Origin of the sequence: Streptomyces sp. NPDC050508 (assembly GCF_040655155.1) — a bacterium.
Lineage (GTDB): Bacteria > Actinomycetota > Actinomycetes > Streptomycetales > Streptomycetaceae > Streptomyces.
This window is the reverse complement of the sequence record NZ_JBFAJJ010000014.1, coordinates 1-25103: the sequence shown is the minus strand read 5'-3', so window position 1 is coordinate 25103 and position 25103 is coordinate 1. Positions and strand designations below refer to the sequence as shown.

At 65.8% G+C, this 25103-nt stretch carries 41 protein-coding genes; 36 read left to right on the top strand and 5 right to left on the bottom strand.

All coding sequences use genetic code 11. The annotated features are described in order from the left end of the window. Positions 1–20: 20 nt before the first annotated feature. The 5 genes from AB0I69_RS33630 (at position 21) to AB0I69_RS33610 (ending at position 3942) form a co-directional block, all read left to right on the top strand. Positions 21–398 (top strand): hypothetical protein, encoded by a 378-nt coding sequence (locus AB0I69_RS33630; RefSeq protein WP_363099513.1) that lies wholly within the window; start codon positions 21–23, stop codon positions 396–398. Between the two features lie 102 nt (positions 399–500). Continuing rightward, the gene (locus tag AB0I69_RS33625) at positions 501–2516 is read left to right on the top strand and encodes a hypothetical protein (protein WP_363099512.1); all 2016 of its coding nucleotides are present in this window, start codon (positions 501–503) and stop codon (positions 2514–2516) included. Beyond that, positions 2513–3037, top strand: coding sequence for a hypothetical protein (locus AB0I69_RS33620; protein ID WP_363099511.1), 525 nt, complete (start codon positions 2513–2515; stop codon positions 3035–3037). The genes AB0I69_RS33625 and AB0I69_RS33620 overlap by 4 nt, the downstream gene beginning before the upstream one ends. A gap of 72 nt (positions 3038–3109) precedes the next feature. Further along, positions 3110–3460, top strand: coding sequence for a hypothetical protein (locus AB0I69_RS33615; protein ID WP_363099510.1), 351 nt, complete (start codon positions 3110–3112; stop codon positions 3458–3460). A gap of 122 nt (positions 3461–3582) precedes the next feature. Then, positions 3583–3942 carry a hypothetical protein gene (locus AB0I69_RS33610; protein WP_363099509.1) on the top strand — a complete coding sequence of 120 codons (360 nt, stop codon included), beginning with the start codon at positions 3583–3585 and terminating at the stop codon, positions 3940–3942. A 21-nt stretch (positions 3943–3963) separates the two neighbouring features. Here the strand turns inward: AB0I69_RS33610 and AB0I69_RS33605 are convergent, their stop codons facing one another. The 3 genes from AB0I69_RS33605 to AB0I69_RS33595 form a co-directional block, all read right to left on the bottom strand. Then, on the bottom strand, positions 3964–4479 hold the full coding sequence (locus AB0I69_RS33605; protein ID WP_363099508.1) for a Uma2 family endonuclease: 516 nt from the start codon (positions 4477–4479) through the stop codon (positions 3964–3966). Between the two features lie 49 nt (positions 4480–4528). Continuing rightward, on the bottom strand, positions 4529–5395 hold the full coding sequence (locus AB0I69_RS33600) for a helix-turn-helix domain-containing protein (protein ID WP_363099507.1): 867 nt from the start codon (positions 5393–5395) through the stop codon (positions 4529–4531). A gap of 214 nt (positions 5396–5609) precedes the next feature. Then, complete coding sequence (locus tag AB0I69_RS33595; protein WP_363099506.1) at positions 5610–6101, bottom strand: ATP-binding protein; 492 nt, start codon at positions 6099–6101, stop codon at positions 5610–5612. A 139-nt stretch (positions 6102–6240) separates the two neighbouring features. Here AB0I69_RS33595 and AB0I69_RS33590 point away from each other — a divergent pair, with 139 nt between their 5' ends. Both AB0I69_RS33590 and AB0I69_RS33585 read left to right on the top strand, forming a co-directional pair. Further along, entirely contained in the window at positions 6241–7113 is an 873-nt protein-coding gene (locus AB0I69_RS33590; RefSeq protein WP_363099505.1) for a helix-turn-helix transcriptional regulator, read from the top strand. Beyond that, entirely contained in the window at positions 7110–7295 is a 186-nt protein-coding gene (locus AB0I69_RS33585; protein WP_363099504.1) for a DUF397 domain-containing protein, read from the top strand. Before AB0I69_RS33590 ends, AB0I69_RS33585 begins: the two co-directional genes overlap by 4 nt. Positions 7296–7342: 47 nt before the next feature. Here the strand turns inward: AB0I69_RS33585 and AB0I69_RS33580 are convergent, their stop codons facing one another. Then, positions 7343–8497, bottom strand: a complete 1155-nt coding sequence (locus tag AB0I69_RS33580) for a right-handed parallel beta-helix repeat-containing protein (protein WP_363099503.1) — start codon at positions 8495–8497, stop codon at positions 7343–7345. 639 nt (positions 8498–9136) lie between these two features. On the opposite strand from AB0I69_RS33580, the gene rpsJ reads away from it, so the two are divergent. The 21 genes from rpsJ to rplO all read left to right on the top strand — a co-directional run bounded on the left by rpsJ (position 9137) and on the right by rplO (position 18926). Next, positions 9137–9445: a 30S ribosomal protein S10 gene (gene rpsJ, locus AB0I69_RS33575; protein WP_003948644.1), complete on the top strand. Its 309-nt coding sequence runs from the start codon at positions 9137–9139 to the stop codon at positions 9443–9445. A gap of 17 nt (positions 9446–9462) precedes the next feature. After that, a complete protein-coding gene (gene rplC, locus AB0I69_RS33570) occupies positions 9463–10107 on the top strand; it encodes a 50S ribosomal protein L3 (RefSeq protein ID WP_363099502.1) in 645 nt (214 codons plus the stop codon). Between the two features lie 5 nt (positions 10108–10112). After that, on the top strand, positions 10113–10769 hold the full coding sequence (gene rplD, locus AB0I69_RS33565) for a 50S ribosomal protein L4 (protein ID WP_363099501.1): 657 nt from the start codon (positions 10113–10115) through the stop codon (positions 10767–10769). Then, positions 10769–11188, top strand: coding sequence for a 50S ribosomal protein L23 (rplW, locus tag AB0I69_RS33560; protein WP_200681734.1), 420 nt, complete (start codon positions 10769–10771; stop codon positions 11186–11188). The genes rplD and rplW overlap by 1 nt, the downstream gene beginning before the upstream one ends. A gap of 38 nt (positions 11189–11226) precedes the next feature. After that, positions 11227–12063, top strand: a complete 837-nt coding sequence (gene rplB / locus AB0I69_RS33555) for a 50S ribosomal protein L2 (protein ID WP_262064199.1) — start codon at positions 11227–11229, stop codon at positions 12061–12063. Between the two features lie 12 nt (positions 12064–12075). Beyond that, a complete protein-coding gene (gene rpsS / locus AB0I69_RS33550; RefSeq protein ID WP_328680113.1) occupies positions 12076–12357 on the top strand; it encodes a 30S ribosomal protein S19 in 282 nt (93 codons plus the stop codon). Between the two features lie 40 nt (positions 12358–12397). Further along, on the top strand, positions 12398–12745 hold the full coding sequence (rplV, locus tag AB0I69_RS33545) for a 50S ribosomal protein L22 (RefSeq protein WP_006604878.1): 348 nt from the start codon (positions 12398–12400) through the stop codon (positions 12743–12745). Then, positions 12745–13596: a 30S ribosomal protein S3 gene (rpsC, locus tag AB0I69_RS33540; protein ID WP_019072283.1), complete on the top strand. Its 852-nt coding sequence runs from the start codon at positions 12745–12747 to the stop codon at positions 13594–13596. The genes rplV and rpsC overlap by 1 nt, the downstream gene beginning before the upstream one ends. A gap of 5 nt (positions 13597–13601) precedes the next feature. After that, on the top strand, positions 13602–14021 hold the full coding sequence (rplP, locus tag AB0I69_RS33535) for a 50S ribosomal protein L16 (RefSeq protein ID WP_010986348.1): 420 nt from the start codon (positions 13602–13604) through the stop codon (positions 14019–14021). Then, positions 14021–14245: a 50S ribosomal protein L29 gene (gene rpmC, locus AB0I69_RS33530; RefSeq protein ID WP_005481220.1), complete on the top strand. Its 225-nt coding sequence runs from the start codon at positions 14021–14023 to the stop codon at positions 14243–14245. Before rplP ends, rpmC begins: the two co-directional genes overlap by 1 nt. After that, positions 14245–14529, top strand: a complete 285-nt coding sequence (gene rpsQ, locus AB0I69_RS33525) for a 30S ribosomal protein S17 (protein ID WP_363099500.1) — start codon at positions 14245–14247, stop codon at positions 14527–14529. The genes rpmC and rpsQ overlap by 1 nt, the downstream gene beginning before the upstream one ends. 110 nt (positions 14530–14639) lie before the next feature. After that, complete coding sequence (gene rplN, locus AB0I69_RS33520; RefSeq protein WP_003998823.1) at positions 14640–15008, top strand: 50S ribosomal protein L14; 369 nt, start codon at positions 14640–14642, stop codon at positions 15006–15008. 2 nt (positions 15009–15010) lie between these two features. Beyond that, complete coding sequence (gene rplX, locus AB0I69_RS33515) at positions 15011–15334, top strand: 50S ribosomal protein L24 (protein ID WP_019055522.1); 324 nt, start codon at positions 15011–15013, stop codon at positions 15332–15334. Beyond that, the gene (rplE, locus tag AB0I69_RS33510; RefSeq protein ID WP_020132628.1) at positions 15334–15891 is read left to right on the top strand and encodes a 50S ribosomal protein L5; all 558 of its coding nucleotides are present in this window, start codon (positions 15334–15336) and stop codon (positions 15889–15891) included. Before rplX ends, rplE begins: the two co-directional genes overlap by 1 nt. A gap of 5 nt (positions 15892–15896) precedes the next feature. Further along, on the top strand, positions 15897–16082 hold the full coding sequence (locus tag AB0I69_RS33505) for a type Z 30S ribosomal protein S14 (RefSeq protein ID WP_003948630.1): 186 nt from the start codon (positions 15897–15899) through the stop codon (positions 16080–16082). Between the two features lie 213 nt (positions 16083–16295). Continuing rightward, positions 16296–16694, top strand: coding sequence for a 30S ribosomal protein S8 (gene rpsH / locus AB0I69_RS33500; protein WP_013001411.1), 399 nt, complete (start codon positions 16296–16298; stop codon positions 16692–16694). 22 nt (positions 16695–16716) lie between these two features. Then, positions 16717–17256 carry a 50S ribosomal protein L6 gene (rplF, locus tag AB0I69_RS33495; protein WP_033280021.1) on the top strand — a complete coding sequence of 180 codons (540 nt, stop codon included), beginning with the start codon at positions 16717–16719 and terminating at the stop codon, positions 17254–17256. A 3-nt stretch (positions 17257–17259) separates the two neighbouring features. After that, positions 17260–17643 carry a 50S ribosomal protein L18 gene (gene rplR, locus AB0I69_RS33490; RefSeq protein WP_019055526.1) on the top strand — a complete coding sequence of 128 codons (384 nt, stop codon included), beginning with the start codon at positions 17260–17262 and terminating at the stop codon, positions 17641–17643. Between the two features lie 37 nt (positions 17644–17680). Beyond that, entirely contained in the window at positions 17681–18286 is a 606-nt protein-coding gene (gene rpsE, locus AB0I69_RS33485) for a 30S ribosomal protein S5 (RefSeq protein WP_006376045.1), read from the top strand. Further along, complete coding sequence (gene rpmD / locus AB0I69_RS33480) at positions 18286–18468, top strand: 50S ribosomal protein L30 (RefSeq protein WP_006376032.1); 183 nt, start codon at positions 18286–18288, stop codon at positions 18466–18468. The genes rpsE and rpmD overlap by 1 nt, the downstream gene beginning before the upstream one ends. Before the next feature lie 2 nt (positions 18469–18470). Continuing rightward, positions 18471–18926 carry a 50S ribosomal protein L15 gene (gene rplO / locus AB0I69_RS33475; RefSeq protein ID WP_107022203.1) on the top strand — a complete coding sequence of 152 codons (456 nt, stop codon included), beginning with the start codon at positions 18471–18473 and terminating at the stop codon, positions 18924–18926. Positions 18927–19025: 99 nt separating this feature from the next. On the opposite strand, the gene AB0I69_RS33470 is transcribed toward rplO, so the two are convergent. Further along, positions 19026–19442, bottom strand: coding sequence for a hypothetical protein (locus AB0I69_RS33470; protein WP_363099499.1), 417 nt, complete (start codon positions 19440–19442; stop codon positions 19026–19028). 348 nt (positions 19443–19790) lie between these two features. On the opposite strand from AB0I69_RS33470, the gene secY reads away from it, so the two are divergent. From secY to rpoA, 8 genes are all read left to right on the top strand, one after another. After that, the gene (gene secY, locus AB0I69_RS33465) at positions 19791–21104 is read left to right on the top strand and encodes a preprotein translocase subunit SecY (RefSeq protein ID WP_363099498.1); all 1314 of its coding nucleotides are present in this window, start codon (positions 19791–19793) and stop codon (positions 21102–21104) included. Further along, positions 21104–21769 carry an adenylate kinase gene (locus AB0I69_RS33460; protein WP_363099497.1) on the top strand — a complete coding sequence of 222 codons (666 nt, stop codon included), beginning with the start codon at positions 21104–21106 and terminating at the stop codon, positions 21767–21769. Before secY ends, AB0I69_RS33460 begins: the two co-directional genes overlap by 1 nt. Positions 21770–21886: 117 nt before the next feature. After that, positions 21887–22723 carry a type I methionyl aminopeptidase gene (gene map, locus AB0I69_RS33455; RefSeq protein ID WP_363099496.1) on the top strand — a complete coding sequence of 279 codons (837 nt, stop codon included), beginning with the start codon at positions 21887–21889 and terminating at the stop codon, positions 22721–22723. A gap of 247 nt (positions 22724–22970) precedes the next feature. Next, positions 22971–23192, top strand: a complete 222-nt coding sequence (gene infA, locus AB0I69_RS33450) for a translation initiation factor IF-1 (RefSeq protein WP_003948620.1) — start codon at positions 22971–22973, stop codon at positions 23190–23192. Positions 23193–23251: 59 nt separating this feature from the next. Beyond that, entirely contained in the window at positions 23252–23365 is a 114-nt protein-coding gene (gene rpmJ, locus AB0I69_RS33445; protein WP_003998809.1) for a 50S ribosomal protein L36, read from the top strand. A gap of 206 nt (positions 23366–23571) precedes the next feature. After that, positions 23572–23952, top strand: coding sequence for a 30S ribosomal protein S13 (gene rpsM, locus AB0I69_RS33440; RefSeq protein ID WP_019055531.1), 381 nt, complete (start codon positions 23572–23574; stop codon positions 23950–23952). Positions 23953–24021: 69 nt separating this feature from the next. Beyond that, positions 24022–24426, top strand: coding sequence for a 30S ribosomal protein S11 (gene rpsK / locus AB0I69_RS33435; RefSeq protein WP_003956432.1), 405 nt, complete (start codon positions 24022–24024; stop codon positions 24424–24426). 114 nt (positions 24427–24540) lie between these two features. Next, positions 24541–25103: DNA-directed RNA polymerase subunit alpha (gene rpoA / locus AB0I69_RS33430; RefSeq protein ID WP_363099495.1), on the top strand; the 563-nt coding region annotated here is incomplete at its 3' end.

Sequence of the window (25103 nt, the reverse complement as noted above, 5' to 3'; positions counted from 1 at the left end):
GCGGGCCGAGTGTGCTGGGTGTGTCGGATGTATCTGGTGTGCCGAGCGAGTTGGGTGTTTCGGCACCTAGGAAGCTGGCGTCCTCGCCGGGTGAGAAACGGGCGGCGGCGAAGGCGATCGAGGAGCGCATCGAGCCCGACACACGTACGGCCGGGCGCTGGGCGGACGAGGAGAACGCCGCCGCTGTACGGGAGTTCGCCGCGCGGGACGGGGACGGCTGGGTCACGTCGGCCGCGCTGAAGAAGGCGCACGGTACGTGGGCGGACCAGGTGAAGAACCTGATGGACCGGCTCGGCGCGGAGAAGGACGCGCTGCGGAGTGGGAACGCGGTGCTGACGAGTACGGACCTGGCGGTGGGGTCGACGTTGCGGGAGCAGTCCTCGCTGGACACGTTCTGAGCCCAACGGGCGGTCGGGGCAGCGGAGTTATCGGGTCAGCGGAGTTATCGGGTCAGCGGAGCTATTGGGGCAACTGGGCGCATGCCGACGTATCACGAGATCATGACCACCGACCTCGCCGCGCTGACCACTGCGGCCGAGCGCTGGGACGGCATGGCGGGCGAGTTCGAGAAGCAGGAGACGGCGTACCGGCGGGACGTACACGGCATCTCCCTGGGCACGACGTGGACCGGGCTCAGCGCCGACGCGGCGAACGCCCGATTCGACGTCACGCTCAAGGAGTTCCGGTACGCGCAGACGGAGGCCAAGGGCATCGCGTCGCTGTTGCGGGACGCGCACGCCCGGTTCGTGGAACTGCGGGGCCTGGTGGAGGCGGCGCGGTGGGACGCGATCGGGGCGGGCATGAAGGTTTCGGAGCAGGGGGTGGTGAGTCCGGCCGCGGACCAGCCGGACACCCCCGGCGATCCCCAGGCCGTGCGGTCGTGGCAGGACCGCATCACCAAGGCGGTACGTGATGTGACGGACGCGGACACGGGAGTCCGGATCGCCTTGGCGGGGGTCGTGATCGACTCGGAACTGCTGGCCGGCGGCCGGGGCTTCAACGGCAGGGCGATGGGCGACATCGAACGGTACGAGGCCGAGGAGACGGAGGAGTACCTGGAGAAACTGAGCAAGGGCGGCGATCTGACGGACGCTCAACTCGCCGAACTGGAACGGTCCTTCCGCGACAACAGCGGGGACGGGGCGTTCTCGCGGACCCTGCTGGACGACCTGGGCCCCACCGGCACGATCAAGCTCACGAACGAACTGAACGACCGCATCCACGTCCAGGGCGGCGCCGGGGCGGGCACCTACTCGACGATCGAGACGGGCCTGGCGAACACACTCGCTACGGCGACCAGGGACACGAAGTCGCCGTGGTACCGGCGCTGGCGAGCCGACATGCGCCACGCGGGCGTCGAGCGCTACGCCACCGACGCCCAGGGCCTTCACCTCGACAAGGCCGTCGGCTATCAGTCACTGGTCACGCTGATGCAGAAGGGCCACGGATACGCGCCCGGCATGGTCGAGAACCTCACGGACGACATGATCGCGGCGGAGAAGAGGGACCCGGGTATCTGGCAGGTGAAGCGTCGGTACAGCGGGGCGAGCGGGGGATGGTTCGCCAACGACCCCGTCGACGGAATGCTCGGCATCATGAGCCGGGACCCGGCCGAGTCCGCGCGCTATCTCCATTCCGAGGCCCACATGAAGTACCTCCTGAAGGACCGCGACTGGAACGTCACCCTCAACGAGGAGGGCGTTTCGAAGGGCGGCCGCTATGTGTCCGGGTTGGACGGGGACGATCGGGCGGGGTTCGCGGCGGCGTTGCAGGCAGGGGCCACGGGGATCGATCCTGCGGATCGGCACGGGCACCATGTGGGGGACCGGGCGCTGAACGACGCGGTGTTCAAGTCGGCGTTGAAGTATGTGTCGGAAAGCGGCGACGATTTCCCACCGTCCTTGCGGAAGCCGATGGCCAACGTGCTTATCAATCACGGCGATGCGGTGCATGCGGCCATGAGCGAGGTGGATATCGCCAAGTCGCCCTTGGACCAGCATCAACTGTTCGAGGTCGTGAAACAGGTGTCCAAGGACGAGGGCGCGTACGGCACGTTGAACGGCGGCATGAACCAGTCCATGGTCTCAGCCATCCACAACGACCACGCAAACTCCCCCGATTCCCTGACCCGCGCCGGCCGCACCGTCGGTTTCCTTGAGGAGGCCCGGGTGCAGGCTGCGGGCGACCCAAAGGTCGCAGAATTCGAAACCAAGCCGCTCTTCGACAAGGCGATCAGTTTCATCCCGGTGGGGAGCGATGATGTGCAGATGGGGTTCGATTACGTGACGGACAAGTGGTTGGAGGATGAGCAGAAGCGACTGGATGACAAACAGGCGGACGACAACGTCAGGTCCTACTCCAAGAGGAACGGTCAATTGATGGCCCTTGCGGATGAGTGGAAGAAGACCCATCCGATGGGTGGCGGCCCGTACTTCAACCCCGAAGACCAGATCAGCAGATCCTCTCGTGACGGGATTGCGCATGCCACGGGAATGTCCGGAGAAAAAGCCACGTGAACGCTCGCCGGATCCTGGTCGTGTTGTTGCTGTCCATCCTTGCGTTTTCCTGCACTAGTTCCACAGGGCATGAGATTCCGAAGGCGATTTGTGGAACCCCTGTCGATCCAGCCCTCACCCGTCCGCTCGTAAATGCCGCGGATGATTTCCACGAGTTCACCCGAGTCGAACGCTCCAAAGCGATTACAGCACCCTGTGCGCTTTTGGAGGGGCGTGACCCTGTCCTCGAATTTCGCTTCTCATGGGACGACACCAAAACGGATCTCATGTACCTGGCGTTGGACACCGGAACCATTTCGCGTGTCACGGAACCGCGCAGTATCGACTTTGCCTACAAAACGATCGTCGGTACTGATGGCGCGATCTCGACCACTCCCTGTAAGACGGACGGCGGCGACTACTTCACCCTCACCGTCCAAGTCCCCCAAATCGGCCTGATGGACCACACCCACCGCAAGGACATCGAGAAGTTCATGCGCGCCTACTTCCCCGCGACCATCAAGACCTTGGGGTGCAGGTGATGTAGCGCAGCGGGTACCCGAATGAGTACGAACGCTCATGTGCAGCCCCGCGCCCTCCGGTTGGCTGGGCGTATGTCGAGCACACAGGGCACTTCGGTACGCAGTACATGGGTAGGACCGCTGATCGCAACGGTCGTCACTCTTCCCGCCGCCCTCCTCGCGTACGTCATCGGCGGCCTCACACCCATGGCCTGCGACGCCTGCAACGGCGCGGAGGCAGAGCACTTCACCCGGCGTTTCGACACCGCCTTCACACTCCTTCAGGTAGGGCTTCTGGCCTCCTTGGCGCTGCTGCTCGTCAGCTGGGGCCTGCCGCAGACCGAGCAGAACGTCGCCCGGCGTCGCGTGTTCTCCGTCCTCGCGCCCAGCATCGTCGTGTTCTCGGCGCTCCTCTTCGCCGGGATGGTCCCCTCGCCCAGCTGATGGCGGCCGATTCTGATCGCTTGGCGCTACGGGTTGGGTACGGGGGAGGACGTTGTGCTGCCGAGCGACAGCGGATCGGGGACGGAAGCAGGGCTGTCCATCCCGGTAGGGTGCACGCCGTGATGAACCGCGGGAACGGGGCAAACCCTGACGAAGGAGTCCACCTCGGCGACGGCACAGATGCGCTGGCCGCGGTCGACGACCGAGTTCGGAGCCTGTTCACCGGGCTCACCTGCATCTTCGTGACGCTGCTCGCCGTAGGCCTGCTGGCGGTCCTCCGCCGGGCCGCGACAGGCCAGGGCCAGGGAGAGGCGCCCGGCGGTCTTCAGGTGATCGCGGCGGTCATGGGGCTCGCGGTGGTTGCGGTCGCGGTGTGGTTGGTCGTCCGGGCCCGGCGCGCCCAGAGGTGGCTGCCGCTGCTGATCGCATGCGGGGGCTGTGTCGGCTGGATGGCCGTCATGGCCCTCGTGGGGCGGATCTAGCCAGGGGGTTTCCTGTCCCTCTCAGGAATCTGGGCTGCCAGACCCCGCATACCGCGGCAAGCCCTCCGTCGAGATGGTCCACTCGGCGATGGTGACGTCCTCCCCGTAGACGAAGTCCTTGCGGGTGGCGTAGCGGGGGCCTTCGGGGGTGGTGTGGATGTCGGTGAGGACGGCTCTGGTGCCGGTGCGAGGGTCGAAGACGGCGTAGGTGGGGATCCCGATCAGGGGATAGTCGCGCATCTTGCCGACCCAGTCGTTGTCCGGGTTGGAGCGGGAGACGACTTCGATGGCGGCGATCAAAGTGCGAGGGTCGAACGAACCCGGCACGTCCATGTCCGCCCACGCGATCACCATCACATCGCCTTCGACGTCCACATCCGGCGCACCCGTGTGAGCGACCAACTCCTCCGGCATGACCTTCTCCAGGCGCTTGCGAAGGCGCAGCGTGGTCAGCTCGTGCGGACCGATGCCCGCCGCCATGTCGTGGACGATCCCTTCTTTGGTGATCTCGAACCTGCCGGGAAGGGTGTCGTCCATGGACTGTAGAAAGTCCCTCATGGCTCGGTACTGGACCGTCCCCTTCATGCTAGGCGGCCTCCGGGAGCTCGGTTCGGCAGTCATGGCAGCGTCCTGGGGTGGGCGAGCGGAAGGCTCGGTCGCAGGCGTCGCAGTTCTGGAGCGGGTGGCGGACCGGCGGTGGTGGTGCCGGGGCCCGGAACGGTGGTGGGGGCGGTAGTTGGGCTGTCAGGCGGTGGGCCAGGAGGGCTGCGGGCCGTCGTAGTCCTTCGGGTGGCAGGTCTGTGGTCAGTGCGTGGCGTACGGCGGTGGGGCTGACGTCTCGCTCCAGCCAGGCCGCGACTCCTGGGGCGAGGTGGGCCGTGTCGCAGGCCGACAGGAGCAGGTCGGGGCTGTGGCGGCGGAGGTCTGCGAGCAGGTCGGTGGCGGTCTGGAGGAGGGCGGGGGAGGGGTGGGACGGGCGCGGCACGGGTGGGAGCGCCTTGCGGGGTGCTTTGGCCGTTTTGGGCCGCGCGTGGGGTTCCGTGTGATCTCTACGGCTGCCGCCGGGCTGGTTGCAGGAGATCGTGCGGGTGATGATGCGGCCGTCGGGGATGCGGTGGCGTTCGCGACGCAGGTAGCCGTGGGTCTCCAACTCCCGTAGCGCGGCGGCGATTCGGGTCGTGCCCTCCGGGAAACGGGCCGCAAGCGTCTTGATGTCGACGCGGGCGCCTGCGGGGAGGGACTGGATGTGGACGCCGAGGCCGATCGCGAGGGCCGACAGCTCCGGGTGCTGGGCGAGGTGGTTGCCGATCACCGTGAAGCGGGTGGTGTGGCGGGCGTTGTCGTGAGTCAGCCCGCCGGGCCTGCCGTGCGCGTCGCGCCGCTGGTTCGGGTGTTTGTCGGCGGTGTGCCGGGACTGGGCGCGCGGGGGCGCGCTAATGTCGTGCCTATCCATCGGGAAGCTCGATTCTTCCTTGGTGGTCAGGCCCTCGCCATGGGATTGCCGTCCCGGCGAGGGCCGTCGTATGTCTGCGGTCTGCGGTTGTGTTGCGCTGAGCGTAGATCACGCAACCTGCCCGGAATCCAGCCCAGTTGACGATGTTCACCCAGATGGGCGAACGGCGGGCCTGGCTGCCGGGAGGGTGGGGTGGGGCTTGGTGGGGGTTCTTTCACCGTCGTGGTTCTTGGAAAAGAGCGCCCCTCGCACCGGAGCACGAGGATCCGTGCTCCGGTTCCGGTACGAGGTCCAGTTCCGCCCAGATCGTCTTGCGTGGGTGCGGTCCCCGGGCGACGCCCCAGCGGTCGGTGAGCGCCTCGACGAGGAGGAGTCCCCGGCCGGATTCGGCTTCCGCAGCCGGGTGTTGGGGGCGGGGCAGGCGGTCGCCGCAGGTGTCGGTGACCTCGATGCGCAGGGTGCTGCCGACGACGTAGAGCGTGAGTCTGAAGTCCCGGCCTGGTACGCGGCCGTGCGTGGCCGCGTTGGCCGCCAGCTCGGCCACGACGTGCTCCGCCGGGTCCAACGGGAGTTCCCAGTCGCGGAGTTGTCGTACTGCCAGCAGGCGGGCCTGGTGGGCTCCGCGGGGTGTGGGTGGCAGGAGTGCGCTGAAGTTGCGGGCGGGGCTGGGGAGTTGGGCCTCGGGCTCGGTGGTTTCTTGGTTCATGTCACTCAGCGTGGCCGACCGTGTTTGCCTTGACGTGCGATGACGCCTGTACGTATCCGCCCTGTCCCGTCGTTGTCTCGCGTTGTCTCGGCTGTCTCGACGACGTACGGGTACGGGTGCGCGTTGAAGGTGGGTGGCCATGAATGACGAAAGCGTGAGCAACGAGAACGAGGGTGTGGACGAGGCCGGCTGGGACCTCGAACCCGGCGACGAGAGCGCGCCGTTGGTGGAGGCCGTGGGGCGACTCGTCAGGTTCTGCCGGGAGCAGGCCGGGATGCGGGTGGCCGACTTCGCCCAAGTCATGGGGTACGGCGAGGACATGATCCGCAAGATCGAGCGCGGAGTGCGGATCCCTCGGGTGGAGTTCCTGGACCGGGCCGACGACGTCCTGAACGCGGGTGGGCATCTCCGGGCGTTCCAGGAGGACGTGGAGAAGGCCCGGTACCCGAAGAAGGTGCGTGAGCTGAAGGAGTTGGAGGACCGGGCGGTTGAGGTCCTGCTGTACAGCAACCACAACATCCAGGGGTTGCTTCAGACGCCGGAGTACGCACGGGCACTCTTCGAGATGGCGCAGCCCGCGTACTCGCCGGACGAGGTGGAGCGGGGGATCGCCGCACGTATGGCACGGAAGTCGATCTTCGAGCGGGAGCCTGCCCCGACGCTCAGTTTCATCCAGGAGCAGGTGACCCTTGAGCGTCCCCTCGGTGGGAAGATGGTGCTGTGCAGGCAGCTCGAACATCTGCTGGAGGTGTCGCAGTTGCGGAACGTCACTCTTCAGGTCATGCCAACCGACTTGGAGGAACATGCCGGAGTGCATCACGGCCCGGTCCAGGTGCTGAAGTTCGCGGACGGCACGGCGATCGGGCGTTGCCCTGGTGCGTTCAACGGGCGCCCGGTCTCTGACCTCAGGGAGCTCCGTACCCTTGAACTGCGGTATGGCATGATCCGGGCGCAGGCTCTCCCGCCGAGGGAGTCACGGGTCTTCATCGAGCGAGCGCTGGGAGCACTATGAGCACCCCCGAACTCCACTGGTTCAAGAGCAGCTACAGCGACAGCAGCGATATCAACGACTGCGTCGAGATAGCCACCACCCCCCACACCATCCACATCCGGGACTCCAAGAACACCCAGGGCCCCCGCCTCACCCTCGCCCCCACCACCTGGACCGACTTCGTGGCGTACGCCGCCGAGTAGCACCAAGTCGGCCGGTCCAGGCAGGCAGTCAGTCGAAGGGCCGTCCCTTACGGGCTCACCACCTTGCCGCCGAACGTCACGGCGAGTTGGCCGCCCGAGGTGAAGGACCAGCCCAGGCTCCCGGAGTACGACGCGCACCGCGCCCCGTTCGCCCCCGTCCAGAACTGGTTCGAACTGTCCGCGTCGCCCACCGTCTTGTCGTTAGAGCCGCTGACCGCGAACCGGCACGACGTGTTCGTACGGAACACCGAAGTCCCCGTGTCGAACGAGAAGTTGCGCTCCGCGTTGTCGATGCCGACGTTGTTCGAGATCGTCATCGTGCCCGGGTTGCTGTTGTAGGTGAACCCGTGATGGCCGTTGCCGTAGGCGATGTCGTGCCGGACTACGTGGTTGACGGCGATGTCGTCGCCGCCGAGCTTGTAGCCGTTGCGGTCGCCGTTCGCGTTCTGGGTGCCGTCGGTGAGGGTGCCGTTGCCGTAGGAGAGGGAGTACTCGATGGTCACCGGGCCGATGGCGCCGGTGTCGGTCTTGGTGTACAGGTCCCAGCCGTCGTCGATGTTGTTGTGGGAGACGTCGTAGCGGAAGACGTTCCCGGTGCCGGTGGTGAGCTTCGCCGCGAAGCCGTCGGCGTTCTCGCCGCCGGAGTCCTCGTTGTCGTGCGACTCCGAGCTCACGATCAGGTTGTTCGAGGGCCAGGACGAACTCGGCGTGCTGGAGGAGATGCGGCCCAGTTGCAGACCCGTGTCGCGGTTGTACGACGTCACCGTGCGCTCGATGACGTTGTTGCTGCCTCCGACGTAGATTCCGTTGTCCCCCGCATGCGACACCGTGAGGCCGTAGACATGCCAGTAGTTTGCGTTCAGCTGGAGCCCTCGGTTCGATGAACTCTCGCTCTGCGAAGCGAAGTTGAGGACCGGGGTCTCGCCGGAGTAGGCGGTCAGGGTGGTCCGCGCGCTCGACGTGCCGTCGCTGCCCGCGGGGACGGTGACGGTCGACGAGTAGGTGTACGTCCCGCCGCGCAGATAGATCGTGCCGCCGGACGCGATGCGGCTGATCGCCGTGGCGAGGGTGGTGGGGGCGGAGAGGGTGCCGGCCGCGCTCGCGGTGCCGGTCGGTGACACGTACTGGGTGGCGCTCGCGGCCTGCGCCGGGGTGCCGGAGAGTGCTACGAGGGTGCCGGCCACCAGGCCGACACATGCCATGACTGGTCTCACTTGCATCGTTCTGCCTCCAGGGTCGTCCCATGACCGGGGAATCCAGGGTTCCGTGCAGGTGCCCATGCGGGAGAAAGCGCTTTCCCGTCTTCTCGTGAGGGACCGTAAGCGCTTGCTGTGGACGCGTCAATGGACGTGTGCTTGATTCTTATTCACAGGGGTGAACACCGAGGGGGGCTGGGCGAGACGCGCGCTGGGGGCATGTGTTTGACCTGCGTCACTCCAGGGGTAATCTCTACGCCCCGATTGGCCAGCCCCCTGCCCCATATGGCAGACTGTCGGAGTTGCTCGGTCGAGTGTTGATGCTGCGCGCCTCCCGTCGGGAGGACCGGAAGCGAGTCCCACAGTACTCGTCGCCCCAACTGCCTTACGGCAGCGCTGAGGCGGACGTACGGGAATCTTTCGGGAAGTGTCAGTGCAGCGCCGGCCAGGCACCCGGTGGGCTTCTTCGCCCTCGGCTTGCGGTTCCGGAAGGGCCGTGCTTTCCCAGCAGGGAAGTTCCGTATATGGGACTTCTGTGTCGGTGAGAGCGCGACACACCCGACCGCGTGGGTCGGAGGAATCGAAGACAGTAGAAGGGCTTACCGGGGTGCAGAGCGTTACTAGAGACAGGACTACTGAGTAGCCATGGCGGGACAGAAGATCCGCATCCGGCTCAAGGCCTACGACCACGAGGTCATCGACAGCTCGGCGAAGAAGATCGTCGAGACGGTGACGCGAACTGGTGCGTCGGTCGCGGGCCCGGTGCCGCTGCCCACTGAGAAGAACGTGTACTGCGTCATCAAGTCGCCGCACAAGTACAAGGACTCTCGCGAGCACTTCGAGATGCGCACGCACAAGCGCCTGATCGACATCCTCGACCCCACCCCCAAGACCGTTGACTCTCTGATGCGACTCGACCTCCCGGCCGGTGTCGACATCGAGATCAAGCTCTAGGGGTCGGTGAGCTGAAGATGGCAAAGCAGATCAAGGGCATCCTGGGCGAGAAGCTCGGCATGACGCAGGTGTGGGACGAGAACAACCGTGTTGTTCCGGTCACCGTCGTCAAGGCCGGCCCCAACGTCGTGACCCAGGTCCGTACGAACGACAGTGACGGCTACGAGTCGGTCCAGATCGCCTTCGGCGAGATCGACCCGCGCAAGGTGAACAAGCCCCTCAAGGGCCACTTCGCCAAGGCCGACGTCACGCCCCGCCGCCACCTCGTCGAGATCCGTACCGCTGACGCCAGCGAGTACACCCTCGGCCAGGAGATCACCGCCGCGACCTTCGAGGCCGGCGTCAAGGTGGACGTGACCGGCAAGAGCAAGGGCAAGGGCTTCGCCGGTGTCATGAAGCGCCACAACTTCCGTGGCCTCGGCGCCGGTCACGGTGTCCAGCGCAAGCACCGCTCTCCCGGCTCCATCGGTGGCTGTGCCACCCCGGGCCGTGTGTTCAAGGGCGTCCGCATGGCGGGCCGCATGGGCAACGAGCGGGTCACCACCCAGAACCTGACCGTTCACGCTGTTGACGCGGAGAAGGGACTGCTCCTCATCAAGGGAGCCATCCCGGGTCCGAACGGCGGCCTCGTCCTGGTCCGTACCGCGGCCAAGGGGGCCTGAGGACTATGAGCACCATTGACATTCAGTCGCCCTCCGGCGACACCGCCGGGACCATTGAGCTCCCGGCCGAGATCTTCGACGTAGAGAAGATCAGCATCCCGCTGCTTCACCAGGTCGTCGTCGCGCAGCTGGCCGCCGCCCGTCAGGGCACGCACAAGGTCAAGCGTCGTGGCGAGGTCCGTGGTGGTGGCCGCAAGCCGTACCGCCAGAAGGGCACCGGCCGCGCCCGTCAGGGTTCGACCCGCGCCCCGCAGTTCGCCGGCGGTGGCGTCGTGCACGGCCCGACGCCGCGCGACTACTCGCAGCGGACCCCGAAGAAGATGAAGGCCGCGGCCCTGCGCCACGCCCTCACCGACCGGGCCCGCAACGCTCGCATCCACGTCATCACCGGCGTGATCGAGGGCGAGACCCCCTCCACCAAGGCCGCCAAGAGCTTCCTCGGCAAGGTCAGCGAGCGCAAGAACGTGCTCCTGGTCATCGAGCGCTCCGACGAGGCCGCGCTGCTTTCCGCGCGCAACCTGCCCCAGGTCCACATCCTGGAGCCGGGCCAGCTGAACACGTACGACGTTCTCGTCTCGGACGACGTGGTCTTCACCCAGGCCGCTTTCGAGTCCTTCGTGTCTGGCCCCCAGGCCGCTGACACCGAAGGGAGCGAAGCCTGATGGCTACGCGTCACCCGAGCATCGCCTCCAAGGCCGCCAAGGCCAAGAAGGTCGCGCGCATCGCCAAGGCGAAGCGTCACGAGACCGAGGGCAAGAACACCGTCGAGACGCCGATCAGCAAGTCGTTCACGGACCCCCGTGACGTGCTGCTGAAGCCGGTCGTCTCGGAGAAGAGCTACGCGCTCCTCGACGAGGGCAAGTACACCTTCATCGTGGCCCCGGGCGCCAACAAGACCCAGATCAAGCAGGCCGTCCAGGCGGTCTTCTCGGTCAAGGTCACCGGGGTCAACACGATCAACCGCCAGGGCAAGCGCAAGCGCACCAAGACCGGTTTCGGTCAGCGCGCGGGCTCCAAGCGCGCGATCGTGACCCTCGCTGAGGGCGACCGTATCGACATCTTCGGCGGTCCGGCCGCGTAAGCGGGTCGGATCGTCCGATATCGGACGAGGACTGAGAAATGGGAATCCGCAAGTACAAGCCGACTACGCCGGGCCGCCGTGGCTCCAGCGTCGCCGACTTCGTCGAGGTCACGCGGTCCACGCCGGAGAAGTCGCTGGTTCGCCCCCTGCACAGCAAGGGCGGCCGTAACAATTCCGGTCGTGTGACCGTTCGCCACCAGGGTGGCGGACACAAGCGCGCCTACCGCGTCATCGACTTCCGTCGCCATGACAAGGACGGCGTGCCGGCGAAGGTCGCGCACATCGAGTACGACCCCAACCGCACCGCGCGCATCGCGCTGCTGCACTACGCGGACGGCGAGAAGCGCTACATCCTCGCCCCGCGCAACCTGCAGCAGGGCGACCGCGTGGAGAACGGTCCCGGGGCCGACATCAAGCCGGGCAACAACCTGGCGCTCCGCAACATCCCGGTCGGTACCACGATCCACGCGATCGAGCTCCGTCCCGGTGGCGGCGCCAAGTTCGCCCGCTCCGCCGGTGCCTCCGTGCAGCTGCTGGCGAAGGAGGGCACCATGGCCCACCTTCGTATGCCCTCCGGTGAGATCCGCCTGGTCGACCAGCGCTGCCGCGCCACGGTCGGCGAGGTCGGCAACGCCGAGCAGAGCAACATCAACTGGGGCAAGGCCGGCCGCAAGCGCTGGCTGGGCGTTCGTCCGTCCGTTCGCGGTGTGGCGATGAACCCGGTCGACCACCCGCACGGTGGTGGTGAGGGCAAGACCTCCGGTGGTCGCCACCCGGTCAGCCCGTGGGGTCAGAAGGAGGGTCGTACTCGTTCGCCGAAGAAGGCTTCGAACAAGTACATCGTCCGCCGCCGCAAGACGAACAAGAAGCGCTAGGAGCGGGTTTAGATGCCGCGCAGTCTCAAGAAGGGGCCCTTCGTCGACGGCCACCTCATCAAGAAGGTGGACGTACAGAACGAGGCCGGCTCCAAGAACGTCATCAAGACCTGGTCCCGCCGCTCGATGATCGTCCCGGCCATGCTCGGCCACACGATCGCGGTGCACAATGGCAAGATCCACATCCCGGTGTTTGTCACCGAGTCGATGGTCGGCCACAAGCTCGGCGAGTTCTCGCCGACGCGCACCTTCCGGGGTCACGTCAAGGACGACCGGAAGTCGAAGCGCCGCTAGCGCGGGGTGACTGACCATGACAAACACTGAAGGGACAACCATGGAAGCCAGGGCCCAGGCGCGGTACATCCGCGTCACGCCCATGAAGGCCCGCCGCGTGGTGGACCTCATCCGTGGCATGGACGCCACGGAGGCTCAGGCGGTCCTGCGTTTCGCCCCGCAGGCCGCGAGCGTGCCGGTCGGCAAGGTGCTTGACAGCGCCATTGCCAACGCCGCGCACAACTACGACCACACCGACGCCGGCAGCCTCGTCATCTCCGAGGCCTACGTCGACGAGGGCCCGACCCTGAAGCGGTTCCGTCCGCGTGCCCAGGGCCGCGCCTACCGGATCCGCAAGCGGACCAGCCACATCACCGTGGTCGTCAGCAGCAAGGAAGGAACCCGGTAATGGGCCAGAAGGTTAACCCGCACGGGTTCCGGCTCGGCATCACCACGGACTTCAAGTCCCGGTGGTACGCCGACAAGCTGTACAAGGACTACGTCAAGGAAGACGTCGCCATCCGTCGGATGATGACGTCCGGCATGGAGCGCGCCGGCATCTCGAAGGTGGAGATCGAGCGCACCCGTGACCGCGTGCGTGTGGACATCCACACCGCTCGTCCGGGCATCGTCATCGGCCGCCGCGGCGCCGAGGCCGACCGCATCCGCGGCGACCTGGAGAAGCTGACCGGCAAGCAGGTCCAGCTCAACATCCTTGAGGTCAAGAACCCGGAGACGGACGCTCAGCTGGTGGCCCAGGCCGTCGCCGAGCAGCTGTCCTCCCGCGTCTCCTTCCGCCGCGCCATGCGTAAGAGCATGCAGTCGGCGATGAAGGCCGGCGCCAAGGGCATCAAGATCCAGTGCGGTGGCCGCCTCGGCGGCGCCGAGATGTCCCGCTCGGAGTTCTACCGCGAGGGCCGCGTGCCCCTGCACACGCTCCGCGCGAACGTCGACTACGGCTTCTTCGAGGCCAAGACGACCTTCGGCCGTATCGGTGTGAAGGTCTGGATCTACAAGGGCGACGTCAAGAACATCGCCGAGGTCCGCGCCGAGAACGCCGCTGCCCGTGCGGGTAACCGCCCGGCTCGCGGTGGCGGCCCGGGCGGCGACCGCCCGGCCCGTGGCGGTGGCCGCGGTGGCGAGCGTGGCGGCCGCGGCCGCAAGCCGCAGCAGCAGTCCGCGCCGGCTGCCGAGGCCCCCAAGGCCGAGGCTCCCGCCGCCGCTGCCGCTCCGGCTGAGAGCACCGGAACGGAGGCCTGACCGACATGCTGATCCCCCGTAGGGTCAAGCACCGCAAGCAGCACCACCCCAAGCGTCGTGGTCAGGCCAAGGGCGGTACGCAGGTTTCGTTCGGCGAGTACGGCATTCAGGCCCTCACGCCGGCGTACGTGACGAACCGCCAGATCGAGGCCGCCCGTATCGCGATGACCCGCCACATCAAGCGTGGCGGCAAGGTCTGGATCAACATCTACCCGGACCGCCCGCTCACGAAGAAGCCTGCCGAGACCCGCATGGGTTCCGGTAAGGGTTCTCCCGAGTGGTGGATCGCGAACGTGCACCCGGGCCGGGTCATGTTCGAGCTGTCCTACCCCAACGAGAAGATCGCCCGTGAGGCCCTCACTCGCGCAGCCCACAAGCTGCCGATGAAGTGCCGGATCGTCAAGCGCGAGGCAGGTGAAGCGTGATGTCGGCCGGTACCAAGGCGTCCGAGCTGCGCGAACTGGGTGACGAGGAGCTTCTCAACAAGCTCCGCGAAGCCAAGGAAGAGCTGTTCAACCTCCGCTTCCAGGCGGCGACCGGTCAGCTCGAAAACCACGGTCGGCTCAAGGCCGTCCGGAAGGACATCGCGCGGATCTACACCCTGATGCGTGAGCGCGAGCTGGGCATCGAGACGGTGGAGAGCGCCTGATGAGTGAGAACAACGTGACCGAGACCGCTGAAGCTCGCGGCTTCCGCAAGACCCGTGAGGGTCTCGTCGTCAGCGACAAGATGGACAAGACCGTCGTCGTCGCTGTCGAGGACCGCGTGAAGCACGCGCTGTACGGCAAGGTCATCCGCCGTACGAACAAGCTCAAGGCCCACGACGAGCAGAACGCTGCCGGCGTCGGCGACCGTGTCCTCCTCATGGAGACGCGTCCGCTGTCTGCGACGAAGCGCTGGCGCATCGTCGAGATCCTCGAAAAGGCCAAGTAATTCCTGCGGCCCTAAAAAAATGTAGGGGCCCCGCAGGACAGTTCCGCCAGGCTCCAAGGGCCGTTCACTGAACGGCCCTTGGGGAACCGGCAGACGATCAGGAGATAGACGTGATCCAGCAGGAGTCGCGACTGCGCGTCGCCGACAACACTGGTGCGAAGGAAATCCTTTGCATCCGTGTGCTCGGTGGCTCCGGTCGCCGCTACGCGGGCATCGGTGACGTCATCGTCGCCACCGTCAAGGACGCGATCCCCGGTGGCAACGTGAAGAAGGGTGACGTCGTCAAGGCCGTCATCGTTCGCACCGTGAAGGAGCGCCGCCGTCCGGACGGCTCGTACATCCGCTTCGACGAGAACGCCGCCGTCATTCTGAAGAACGACGGCGACCCTCGCGGCACCCGCATCTTCGGCCCGGTCGGGCGCGAGCTGCGCGAGAAGAAGTTCATGAAGATCATCTCGCTGGCTCCGGAGGTGCTGTAAGCATGAAGATCAAGAAGGGTGACACGGTTCAGGTCATCACCGGCAAGGACAAGGGCAAGCAGGGCAAGGTCATTGCGGCCTACCCCCGCGAGGACCGCGTCCTGGTCGAGGGTGTCAACCGGGTCAAGAAGCACACCAAGGCCGGCCCCACCGCCAAGGGTTCGCAGGCCGGCGGCATCGTCACGACCGAGGCGCCCGTCCACGTCTCCAACGTCCAGCTGGTCGTTGAGAAGGACGGCAACAAGGTTGTCACGCGTGTCGGTTACCGCTTCGACGACGAGGGCAACAAGGTTCGCGTTGCCAAGCGGACGGGTGAGGACATCTGATGGCTACCACCACCACTCCGCGTCTCAAGACGAAGTACCGCGAGGAGATCGCGGGCAAGCTGCGTGAGGAGTTCTCCTACGAGAACGTCATGCAGATCCCCGGCCTCGTCAAGATCGTGGTGAACATGGGTGTCGGCGACGCCGCCCGTGACTCCAAGCTCATGGACGGTGCCGTCCGTGACCTGACCACGATCACCGGTCAGAAGCCGGCCATCACCAAGGCCCGCAAGTCCATCGCGCAGTTCAAGCTGCGCGAGGGTCAGCCGATCGGTGCCCACGTCACGCTCCGTGGCGACCGCATGTGGGAGTTCCTGGACCGCACCCTGTCGCTCGCGCTTCCGCGCATCCGCGACTTCCGTGGTCTGTCTCCCAAGCAGTTCGACGGTCGTGGCAACTACACCTTCGGTCTCACCGAGCAGGTCATGTTCCACGAGATCGACCAGGACAAGATCGACCGCGTCCGGGGTATGGACATCACCGTGGTGACCACGGCGACCAACGACGCCGAAGGCCGTGCCCTTCTCCGTCACCTCGGCTTCCCCTTCAAGGAGGCGTAAGCGAGATGGCGAAGAAGGCTCTGATTGCCAAGGCTGCTCGTAAGCCCAAGTTCGGTGTGCGTGGCTACACCCGCTGCCAGCGCTGCGGCCGCCCGCACTCCGTGTACCGCAAGTTCGGCCTCTGCCGCGTGTGCCTTCGTGAGATGGCTCACCGTGGCGAGCTGCCGGGCGTGACCAAGAGCTCCTGGTAGTCCGGTACTTCCGGACTCCCGAAGCTCTCGGTAAGCAGAGGGCACGGTCAGGTGCCCACCCCTCCATGGCTTAGGCTAGGGGGGTTGGGCGCCTGATTGCCGCCCATACGACTTACTACGCCGTAGGTCCACCGCACCGCACCCGCCTCGTCTCGGATCGAGGAGAGGGATGGGCACCTGGAAACCCCGGCGAGAGAGGCCGAAGGCCAATTCATGACCATGACTGATCCGATCGCAGACATGCTTACGCGTCTGCGGAACGCGAACTCGGCATACCACGACTCCGTGACGATGCCGGCATCGAAGATCAAGTCGCACATCGCGGAGATCCTCCAGCAGGAGGGCTTCATCACGGGCTGGAAGGTCGAGGACGCCGAGGTCGGCAAGAACCTCGTCCTTGAGCTGAAGTTCGGCCCGAACCGTGAGCGCTCCATCGCGGGCATCAAGCGGATCTCCAAGCCCGGTCTCCGGGTGTACGCGAAGTCCACCTCCCTGCCCAAGGTGCTCGGTGGCCTCGGCGTGGCGATCATCTCCACGTCGCACGGTCTCCTCACCGACAAGCAGGCCGGCAAGAAGGGCGTAGGCGGAGAAGTCCTCGCCTACGTCTGGTAGCGGAAAGGAATCGGAAGAAGCTATGTCGCGTATTGGCAAGCTCCCCATCACGGTTCCCGCCGGCGTGGACGTCACCATCGACGGCCGTACGGTCTCGGTCAAGGGCCCCAAGGGCTCGCTGACCCACACCGTCGCAGCGCCGATCGACATCGCCAAGGGTGAGGACGGCGTGCTCAGCGTCACCCGCCCCAACGACGAGCGTCAGAACAAGGCCCTGCACGGCCTGTCCCGCACGCTGGTGGCGAACATGATCACCGGCGTGACCGAGGGTTACGTGAAGAAGCTCGAAATCAGTGGTGTCGGTTACCGCGTGGCGGCCAAGGGCTCGAACCTTGAGTTCGCGCTCGGCTACAGCCACTCGATCACGGTCGAGGCGCCCGAGGGCATCTCGTTCAAGGTCGAGAACCCGACGCACTTCTCGGTCGAGGGCATCGACAAGCAGAAGGTCGGCGAGGTTGCGGCCAACATCCGCAAGCTGCGCAAGCCCGACCCGTACAAGGCCAAGGGCGTCAAGTACGAGGGCGAAGTCATCCGGCGCAAGGTCGGAAAGGCGGGTAAGTAAGCCATGGCATACGGTACGAAGATCGCTAAGGGCGACGCTTACAAGCGTGCTGCCATCAAGCGTCGTCACATCCGCATCCGGAAGCACATTTCCGGTACGGCTGAGCGTCCGCGCCTGGTCGTGACCCGCTCCAACCGCCACATCGTGGCCCAGGTCATCGACGACATCAAGGGTCACACCCTGGCGTCGGCGTCGACCCTGGACACCTCGATCCGCGGCGGCGAGAGCGACAAGTCCGCGCAGGCCAAGTCGGTCGGCGCCCTGGTCGCCGAGCGCGCCAAGGCCGCCGGTGTCGAGGCTGTCGTATTCGACCGTGGCGGCAATCAGTACGCGGGGCGCATCGCCGCCCTGGCGGACGCCGCCCGCGAAGCCGGACTGAAGTTCTAGTCGCTTCCGTAGCTAGCGGAAAGAGAGAGGTAATCCAATGGCTGGACCCCAGCGCCGTGGAAGCGGTGCCGGTGGCGGCGAGCGGCGGGACCGGAAGGGCCGTGACGGCGGCGCTGCTGCCGCCGAGAAGACCGCGTACGTTGAGCGCGTAGTCGCGATCAACCGCGTCGCCAAGGTTGTCAAGGGTGGTCGTCGCTTCAGCTTCACCGCGCTGGTCGTGGTGGGCGACGGTGACGGCACCGTGGGTGTCGGTTACGGCAAGGCCAAGGAGGTGCCGGCCGCGATCGCCAAGGGTGTTGAAGAGGCCAAGAAGCACTTCTTCAAGGTCCCCCGTATCCAGGGCACCATCCCGCACCCGATCACGGGCGAGAAGGCCGCGGGCGTCGTCCTGCTCAAGCCTGCTTCCCCCGGTACCGGCGTTATCGCCGGTGGCCCGGTGCGAGCCGTCCTGGAGTGCGCCGGCGTGCACGACATCCTGTCGAAGTCGCTCGGCTCGTCCAACGCGATCAACATCGTGCACGCGACCGTGGCGGCCCTCAAGGGCCTGCAGCGTCCCGAGGAGATCGCGGCCCGCCGCGGTCTGCCCCTTGAGGACGTCGCCCCCGCGGCTCTCCTTCGTGCACGTGCCGGGGCGGGTGCGTAATGGCTCGCCTCAAGGTCACGCAGACGAAGTCGTACATCGGCAGCAAGCAGAACCACCGTGACACACTGCGGTCCCTTGGTCTCAAGGGGATCAACACCGTGGTCGTCAAGGAGGACCGCCCCGAGTTCCGCGGAATGGTGCACACCGTCCGCCACCTCGTGACGGTTGAGGAGGTCGACTGATCATGGCGGAGAACAACCCGCTCAAGATCCACAACCTCCGTCCCGCCCCGGGCGCCAAGACCGCCAAGACCCGTGTGGGTCGTGGTGAGGCGTCGAAGGGTAAGACGGCCGGTCGTGGAACCAAGGGTACGAAGGCCCGTTACCAGGTGCCGGAGCGCTTCGAGGGTGGCCAGATGCCCCTCCACATGCGTCTTCCGAAGCTCAAGGGCTTCCGCAACCCGTTCAAGACCGAGTACCAGGTCGTGAACCTCGACAAGCTGGCGTCCCTGTACCCGGAGGGTGGCGAGGTCACCGTAGAGGGTCTCGTCGCCAACGGTGCGGTGCGCAAGAACAGCCTCGTCAAGGTCCTCGGCCAGGGCGAGATCTCCGTGGCGCTGCAGGTGACGGTGGACGCCGTCTCCGGCTCCGCCAAGGAGAAGATCACGGCTGCCGGCGGTACCGTCACCGAGCTCATCTGAGCCCGGGCGGTCCCACCGCACACGTACAAGGGCCGGGCGGTTCCCCTCAGGGGGAGCCGCCCGGCCCTTGCCGTTGTGCTAGGCCCTACTTGTTACTGATCAGGCGCGGCCGGTGGCCGACTTGCAGTACTTGAGAGCCCCGTGCGTGCCCTTCTGGAGACAAACGGTGATGGTCACCTTCGTCTCCTCCGGGACGTTCACATCGTCCCGGAGCTTGCACACGCCGTCGTTCTCACCCTTGTCGGTCACCGAGTACTTGTGGTTGGTGCCCCACTTGAGCGTGGTGACGGTCCAGTAGCCGTCCTTGCGGTGGTCGCACGCGTTCCACCGCTCCTTCGAGCTGCTGCGGCTGGCGTCACCCGCGAAATTGCCCATGCCGCCCTTGTGGCCCTCGGTGGTGTAGACCGAGGCGTTCTGCGCCGCGGCGAAGGCGGGCGTGCCGGTGGCCGCGACCGCGAGCGTCGCGCTCGCGGCGACGGCGGCCAGACAGAGTGCCTTGCGTGACAGATTGCGCATGCTGAAATCTCCCCGTGTTCCCCGTTGTATCCGCCCGGAATCGGTTCCCGTGACGGAGTTCGACCGAATGGATCTTGAGGAAGTTATCGGCCTACGAAGCGGACCGTCAACGTGATTTGACTCGCCGCGGGTGACGGTTTGAGCCGTTGCGGGGCAGCATGGGACCGGCCGTCTCACAGGGAACTTCACCTGGCTGCACGCGCACTGTTAGAGTCCGTAGGTCCACCTGTACGCGCGCGCGGAATGCCGTTCGGTGTCGGGGTGGTAGAAAACATCGTTCGGCCCCGCTGGGCCCTGTTCATACGACTAGTCCCTGCCGCGCGCGTCGCGGGGGTCGCAGGAGGAACCGTGCTCACCGCGTTCGCCCGGGCGTTCAGGACGCCCGACCTGCGCAAGAAACTGCTCTTCACGCTCGGCATCATCGTGGTCTACCGCGTAGGTACCCACGTTCCGATCCCGGGCGTCAACTACTCAGCAGTACAGGAGTGTGTGTCCGAAGCCTCGGGCAACCAGGGCCTCTTCGGCCTGGTCAACATGTTCAGCGGTGGCGCGCTGCTGCAGATCACCATCTTCGCGCTGGGCATCATGCCCTACATCACCGCGAGCATCATTCTGCAGCTCCTCACCGTGGTGATCCCGCGACTGGAAGCCCTCAAGAAGGAGGGCCAGGCCGGTACGGCGAAGATCACGCAGTACACGCGTTACCTGACGGTCGCGCTCGCCATCCTCCAGGGCACCGGTCTGGTCGCCACCGCCCGCAGCGGTGCGCTGTTCAGCGGCTGCCAGGTCGCCAGCTCGATCGTCCCGGACCGCGCCATCTTCACGACCATCACGATGGTCGTCACGATGACCGCCGGTACGGGCGTCGTGATGTGGCTCGGTGAGCTCATCACCGACCGCGGCATCGGCAACGGCATGTCGATCCTGATGTTCATCTCGATCGCGGCCACCTTCCCGTCCGCGCTGTGGGCCATCAAGAAGCAGGGCACGCTGGCCGGTGGCTGGATCGAGTTCGGCACCGTCATCCTCGTCGGCCTGGTGATGGTCGGCCTGGTGGTCTTCGTCGAACAGGCGCAGCGCCGTATCCCGGTCCAGTACGCGAAGCGGATGATCGGCCGCCGTTCCTACGGCGGTACGTCGACCTACATCCCGCTGAAGGTCAATCAGGCCGGTGTGATTCCGGTCATCTTCGCGTCGTCGCTGCTCTACATCCCGGCTCTGGTCGCGCAGTTCTCCAGTGGCGACTCCGGCTGGAAGACCTGGGTGACGCAGAACCTGACCAAGGGTGACCACCCGATTTACCTGGTCAGCTACTTCCTGCTGATCGTTTTCTTCGCGTTCTTCTACGTGGCGATCTCGTTCAACCCCGAGGAAGTCGCCGACAACATGAAGAAGTATGGTGGCTTCATCCCGGGCATCCGGGCTGGCAGGCCGACCGCTGAGTACCTGAGCTACGTACTCAACCGGATCACCTGGCCGGGTTCGCTGTATCTGGGTCTGATCGCTCTCGTACCGACGATGGCGTTGGTCGGTTTCAACGCAAGCGGCAACTTCCCGTTCGGCGGGACCAGCATCCTGATCATCGTGGGTGTCGGTCTTGAGACGGTGAAGCAGATCGAGAGCCAGCTCCAGCAGCGCAATTACGAAGGGTTCCTCCGCTGATGCGAATCGTCCTCGTCGGGCCGCCGGGTGCCGGTAAGGGAACGCAGGCTGTGCGGCTTGCCAAGACGCTGCACATCCCGCACATCTCCACGGGCGACCTCTTCCGTGCCAACATCAGTCAGGCCACGGAACTCGGCAAACTGGCGAAGTCCTACATGGACGCGGGCAACCTGGTCCCGGACGAGGTCACCATCGCGATGGCCAAGGACCGCATGGAGCAGCCGGACGCTGTCAACGGCTTCCTCCTGGACGGTTTTCCGCGCAACGTGTCGCAGGCCGAGGCGCTGGACGAGCTGCTGAAGACCGAGGGCATCAAGCTGGACGCGGTCCTGGACCTGGAGGTCTCCGAGGACGAGGTGGTCAAGCGCATCGCCGGCCGCCGCATCTGCCGGAAGGACTCCAGCCACGTCTTCCACGTGACGTACAGCCCGCCCAAGCAGGACGGTGTCTGCGACGTCTGCGGCGGCGAGCTGTACCAGCGCGACGACGACTCCGAGGACACGGTCCGCACCCGCCTGGAGGTCTACCACACGCAGACCGAGCCGATCATCGACTACTACAAGCTCCAGGGCCTGGTGGTCACGATCTCTTCGCTCGGTCCCGTTGAGGAGATCACGCAGCGGGCGCTGGACGCGCTGAAGCGCGAGGACGAGGGCGACAAGTAGTCATCGAGCAGATCCGGCCGCGGTGCCCGCAGGGGCGCCGCGGTCGTACTGTTGTGTACAGCCATTTTGTGTACGGCCATTCTGTTGTGACGCGGAAGACGGAGAGCGCAGGCCCCCATGGTGCAGATCAAGACCCCTGAGCAGATCGCCAAGATGCGCGAGGCGGGGCTGGTCGTCGCCGCGATCCACGCGGCCACGCGTGAGGCGGCAGTCCCCGGAGCCAGCACGAAGGACCTGGACGAGGTCGCCCGCAAGGTCCTCGCGGACCACAACGCGAAGCCCAACTTCCTCGGCTACGGCGGCTTCCCGGCGACGATCTGCACCTCGGTGAACGAGGTCGTGGTCCACGGCATCCCCTCCGAGGAGGTGGTGCTGAAGGACGGCGACATCATCTCCATCGACTGCGGTGCGATCATCGACGGCTGGCACGGCGACGCGGCGTACACGGCGTTCGTGGGGTCGGGCCACGCCCCGGAGCTCCTTGAGCTGTCGCGGGTGACCGAGGGGTCGATGTGGGCCGGCATCGCCGCGATGAAGCTGGGCAACCGGCTCGTCGACATCTCCCGCGCGATCGAGACGTACATCCGCCGGCAGCCGAAGCCGGGTGGCGGCAAGTACGGAATCGTCGAGGACTACGGCGGCCACGGTATCGGCACCGAGATGCACATGGACCCGCACCTGTTGAACTACGTCGAGAAGCGGCGCGGCAAGGGGCCGAAGCTGGTGCCGGGGTTCTGCCTCGCCATCGAGCCGATGGTGTCTTTGGGTACCCCGAAGACCGAGGTGCTTTCCGATGACTGGACGGTCATTACGACCGACGGGACGTGGTCGTCGCACTGGGAGCACTCGGTTGCCTTGACCGAAGAGGGGCCGCTTGTGCTGACGGCTCCTGATGGTGGTAAGGCGAAGCTGGCCGAGTATGGGATCACGGCTGCGCCGGATCCGCTCGCGTAGTTCTTCGGCTGCGCGCCGGTGGGGGCTGGTCGCGCAGTTCCCCGCGCCCCTTTGGGGCGCCTCCCGCAAGGGCGTTTATGGCCCCCGCGCTTAATGATCTACGCCTTGGGGCATCCTTCCTCGATTCGTCTTTCCGAGTGGCCTGACGTAGACTGACTCGTCGGCTCTCGTGCACCCGCATGTCCGCATGCACCCCGCAAGGGGAACGCACCGAGTCGATCAAGGTAGTCGATTCGAAGGGCGAAGCGTGGCCAAGAAGCAAGGTGCCATCGAGATCGAGGGCACTGTCGTCGAGTCTCTTCCGAACGCCATGTTCAAGGTCGAGCTCCAGAACGGCCACCAGGTCCTGGCACACATCAGCGGCAAGATGCGTATGCACTACATCCGTATCCTCCCTGACGACCGGGTCGTGGTGGAGCTGTCTCCGTACGACCTCACGCGTGGCCGGATCGTCTACCGCTACAAGTAGATCTTGCCCAGGTTCCGCGCAAGCGGCGCCGAAGGCAACTGACCCGGAGAACCTCACCAATGAAGGTCAAGCCGAGCGTCAAGAAGATCTGCGACAAGTGCAGGGTGATCCGCCGTCACGGTCGGGTCATGGTCATCTGCGAGAACCCGCGCCACAAGCAGCGCCAGGGCTGACGCACGACCTTCCCTCTGCATCGATTCGCAGAGTTTCGCGCGACGCGAGCAATACATGTTCATACGCAGGACCCGGGCGTAGTAGGCGCCCGACACCCCCGGCTCGGAGGCCGGGGACCCACGCCGTACCAAATCTTCGAACGAAGAGGCCGGCGGCTGGGATCCGGTTCTGTGGAAGACCTCCGAAGATCAACTGGAGCCATTGAATGGCACGCGTTTCCGGTGTCGACATCCCGCGCGAAAAGCGCGTGGAGGTCGCCCTCACCTACGTGTTCGGCATTGGTCGGACCCTTTCCCAGCTGACGCTGGCCGAGACCGGCATCGACCCCAACACCCGCGTTCGCGACCTCTCGGAAGAGCAGCTCGTCGCGATTCGTGAGTACGTCGACGCCAACATCAAGACCGAGGGTGACCTCCGTCGCGAGATCCAGGCCGACATCCGCCGCAAGGTGGAGATCGGTTGCTACCAGGGTCTCCGTCACCGTCGTGGTCTGCCCGTTCGCGGTCAGCGCACCAGCACGAACGCTCGTACCCGCAAGGGTCCGCGTCGCGCCATCGCCGGCAAGAAGAAGCCGGGCAAGAAGTAGTCCGCAGCGGACAACGCTTCACCAGCGGTCTTCGCTGTAGGACCGACCACCTCCCCGTAGGAGTAATAGATGCCCCCCAAGGGTCGTCAGGGCGCTGCCAAGAAGGTGCGCCGCAAGGAAAAGAAGAACGTCGCTCACGGCCACGCGCACATCAAGAGCACGTTCAACAACACGATCGTCTCGATCACGGACCCCTCGGGCAACGTGATCTCCTGGGCCTCCGCCGGCCACGTCGGCTTCAAGGGCTCGCGCAAGTCCACCCCCTTCGCCGCGCAGATGGCCGCCGAGTCGGCCGCCCGTCGCGCGCAGGAGCACGGCATGCGCAAGGTCGACGTCTTCGTGAAGGGCCCGGGTTCGGGTCGCGAGACGGCCATCCGTTCGCTTCAGGCGACCGGTCTTGAGGTCGGCTCCATCCAGGACGTCACCCCCACGCCGCACAACGGCTGCCGTCCGCCCAAGCGCCGCCGCGTCTGACGCACGGTTGTCTCAGGTTTCGGGCGGTATGGCACTTCGGTGACGTACCGCCCGTACCCTTGTAGCACTCAAGGACATCAAATAGTGGGTGTCCATGACTGAAGGACTCACTTCATGCTGATCGCTCAGCGCCCCTCGTTGACCGAAGAGGTCGTCGACGAATTCCGTTCCCGGTTCGTGATCGAGCCGCTGGAGCCGGGTTTCGGCTACACCCTCGGCAATTCCCTGCGTCGTACGCTCCTCTCGTCGATCCCCGGTGCGGCTGTGACCAGCATCCGGATCGACGGCGTTCTGCACGAGTTCACCACCGTGCCGGGCGTCAAGGAGGACGTCACCGACCTGATCCTCAACATCAAGCAGCTGGTCGTCTCCTCGGAGCACGACGAGCCGGTCGTGATGTACCTGCGCAAGCAGGGTCCGGGTCTGGTCACCGCCGCTGACATCGCGCCTCCGGCCGGTGTCGAGGTGCACAACCCCGACCTCGTCCTCGCCACGCTGAACGGCAAGGGCAAGCTGGAGATGGAGCTGACCGTCGAGCGCGGTCGCGGTTACGTCTCCGCCGTGCAGAACAAGCAGGTGGGTCAGGAGATCGGTCGTATCCCGGTCGACTCGATCTACTCGCCGGTGCTGAAGGTCACGTACAAGGTCGAGGCGACGCGTGTCGAGCAGCGGACCGA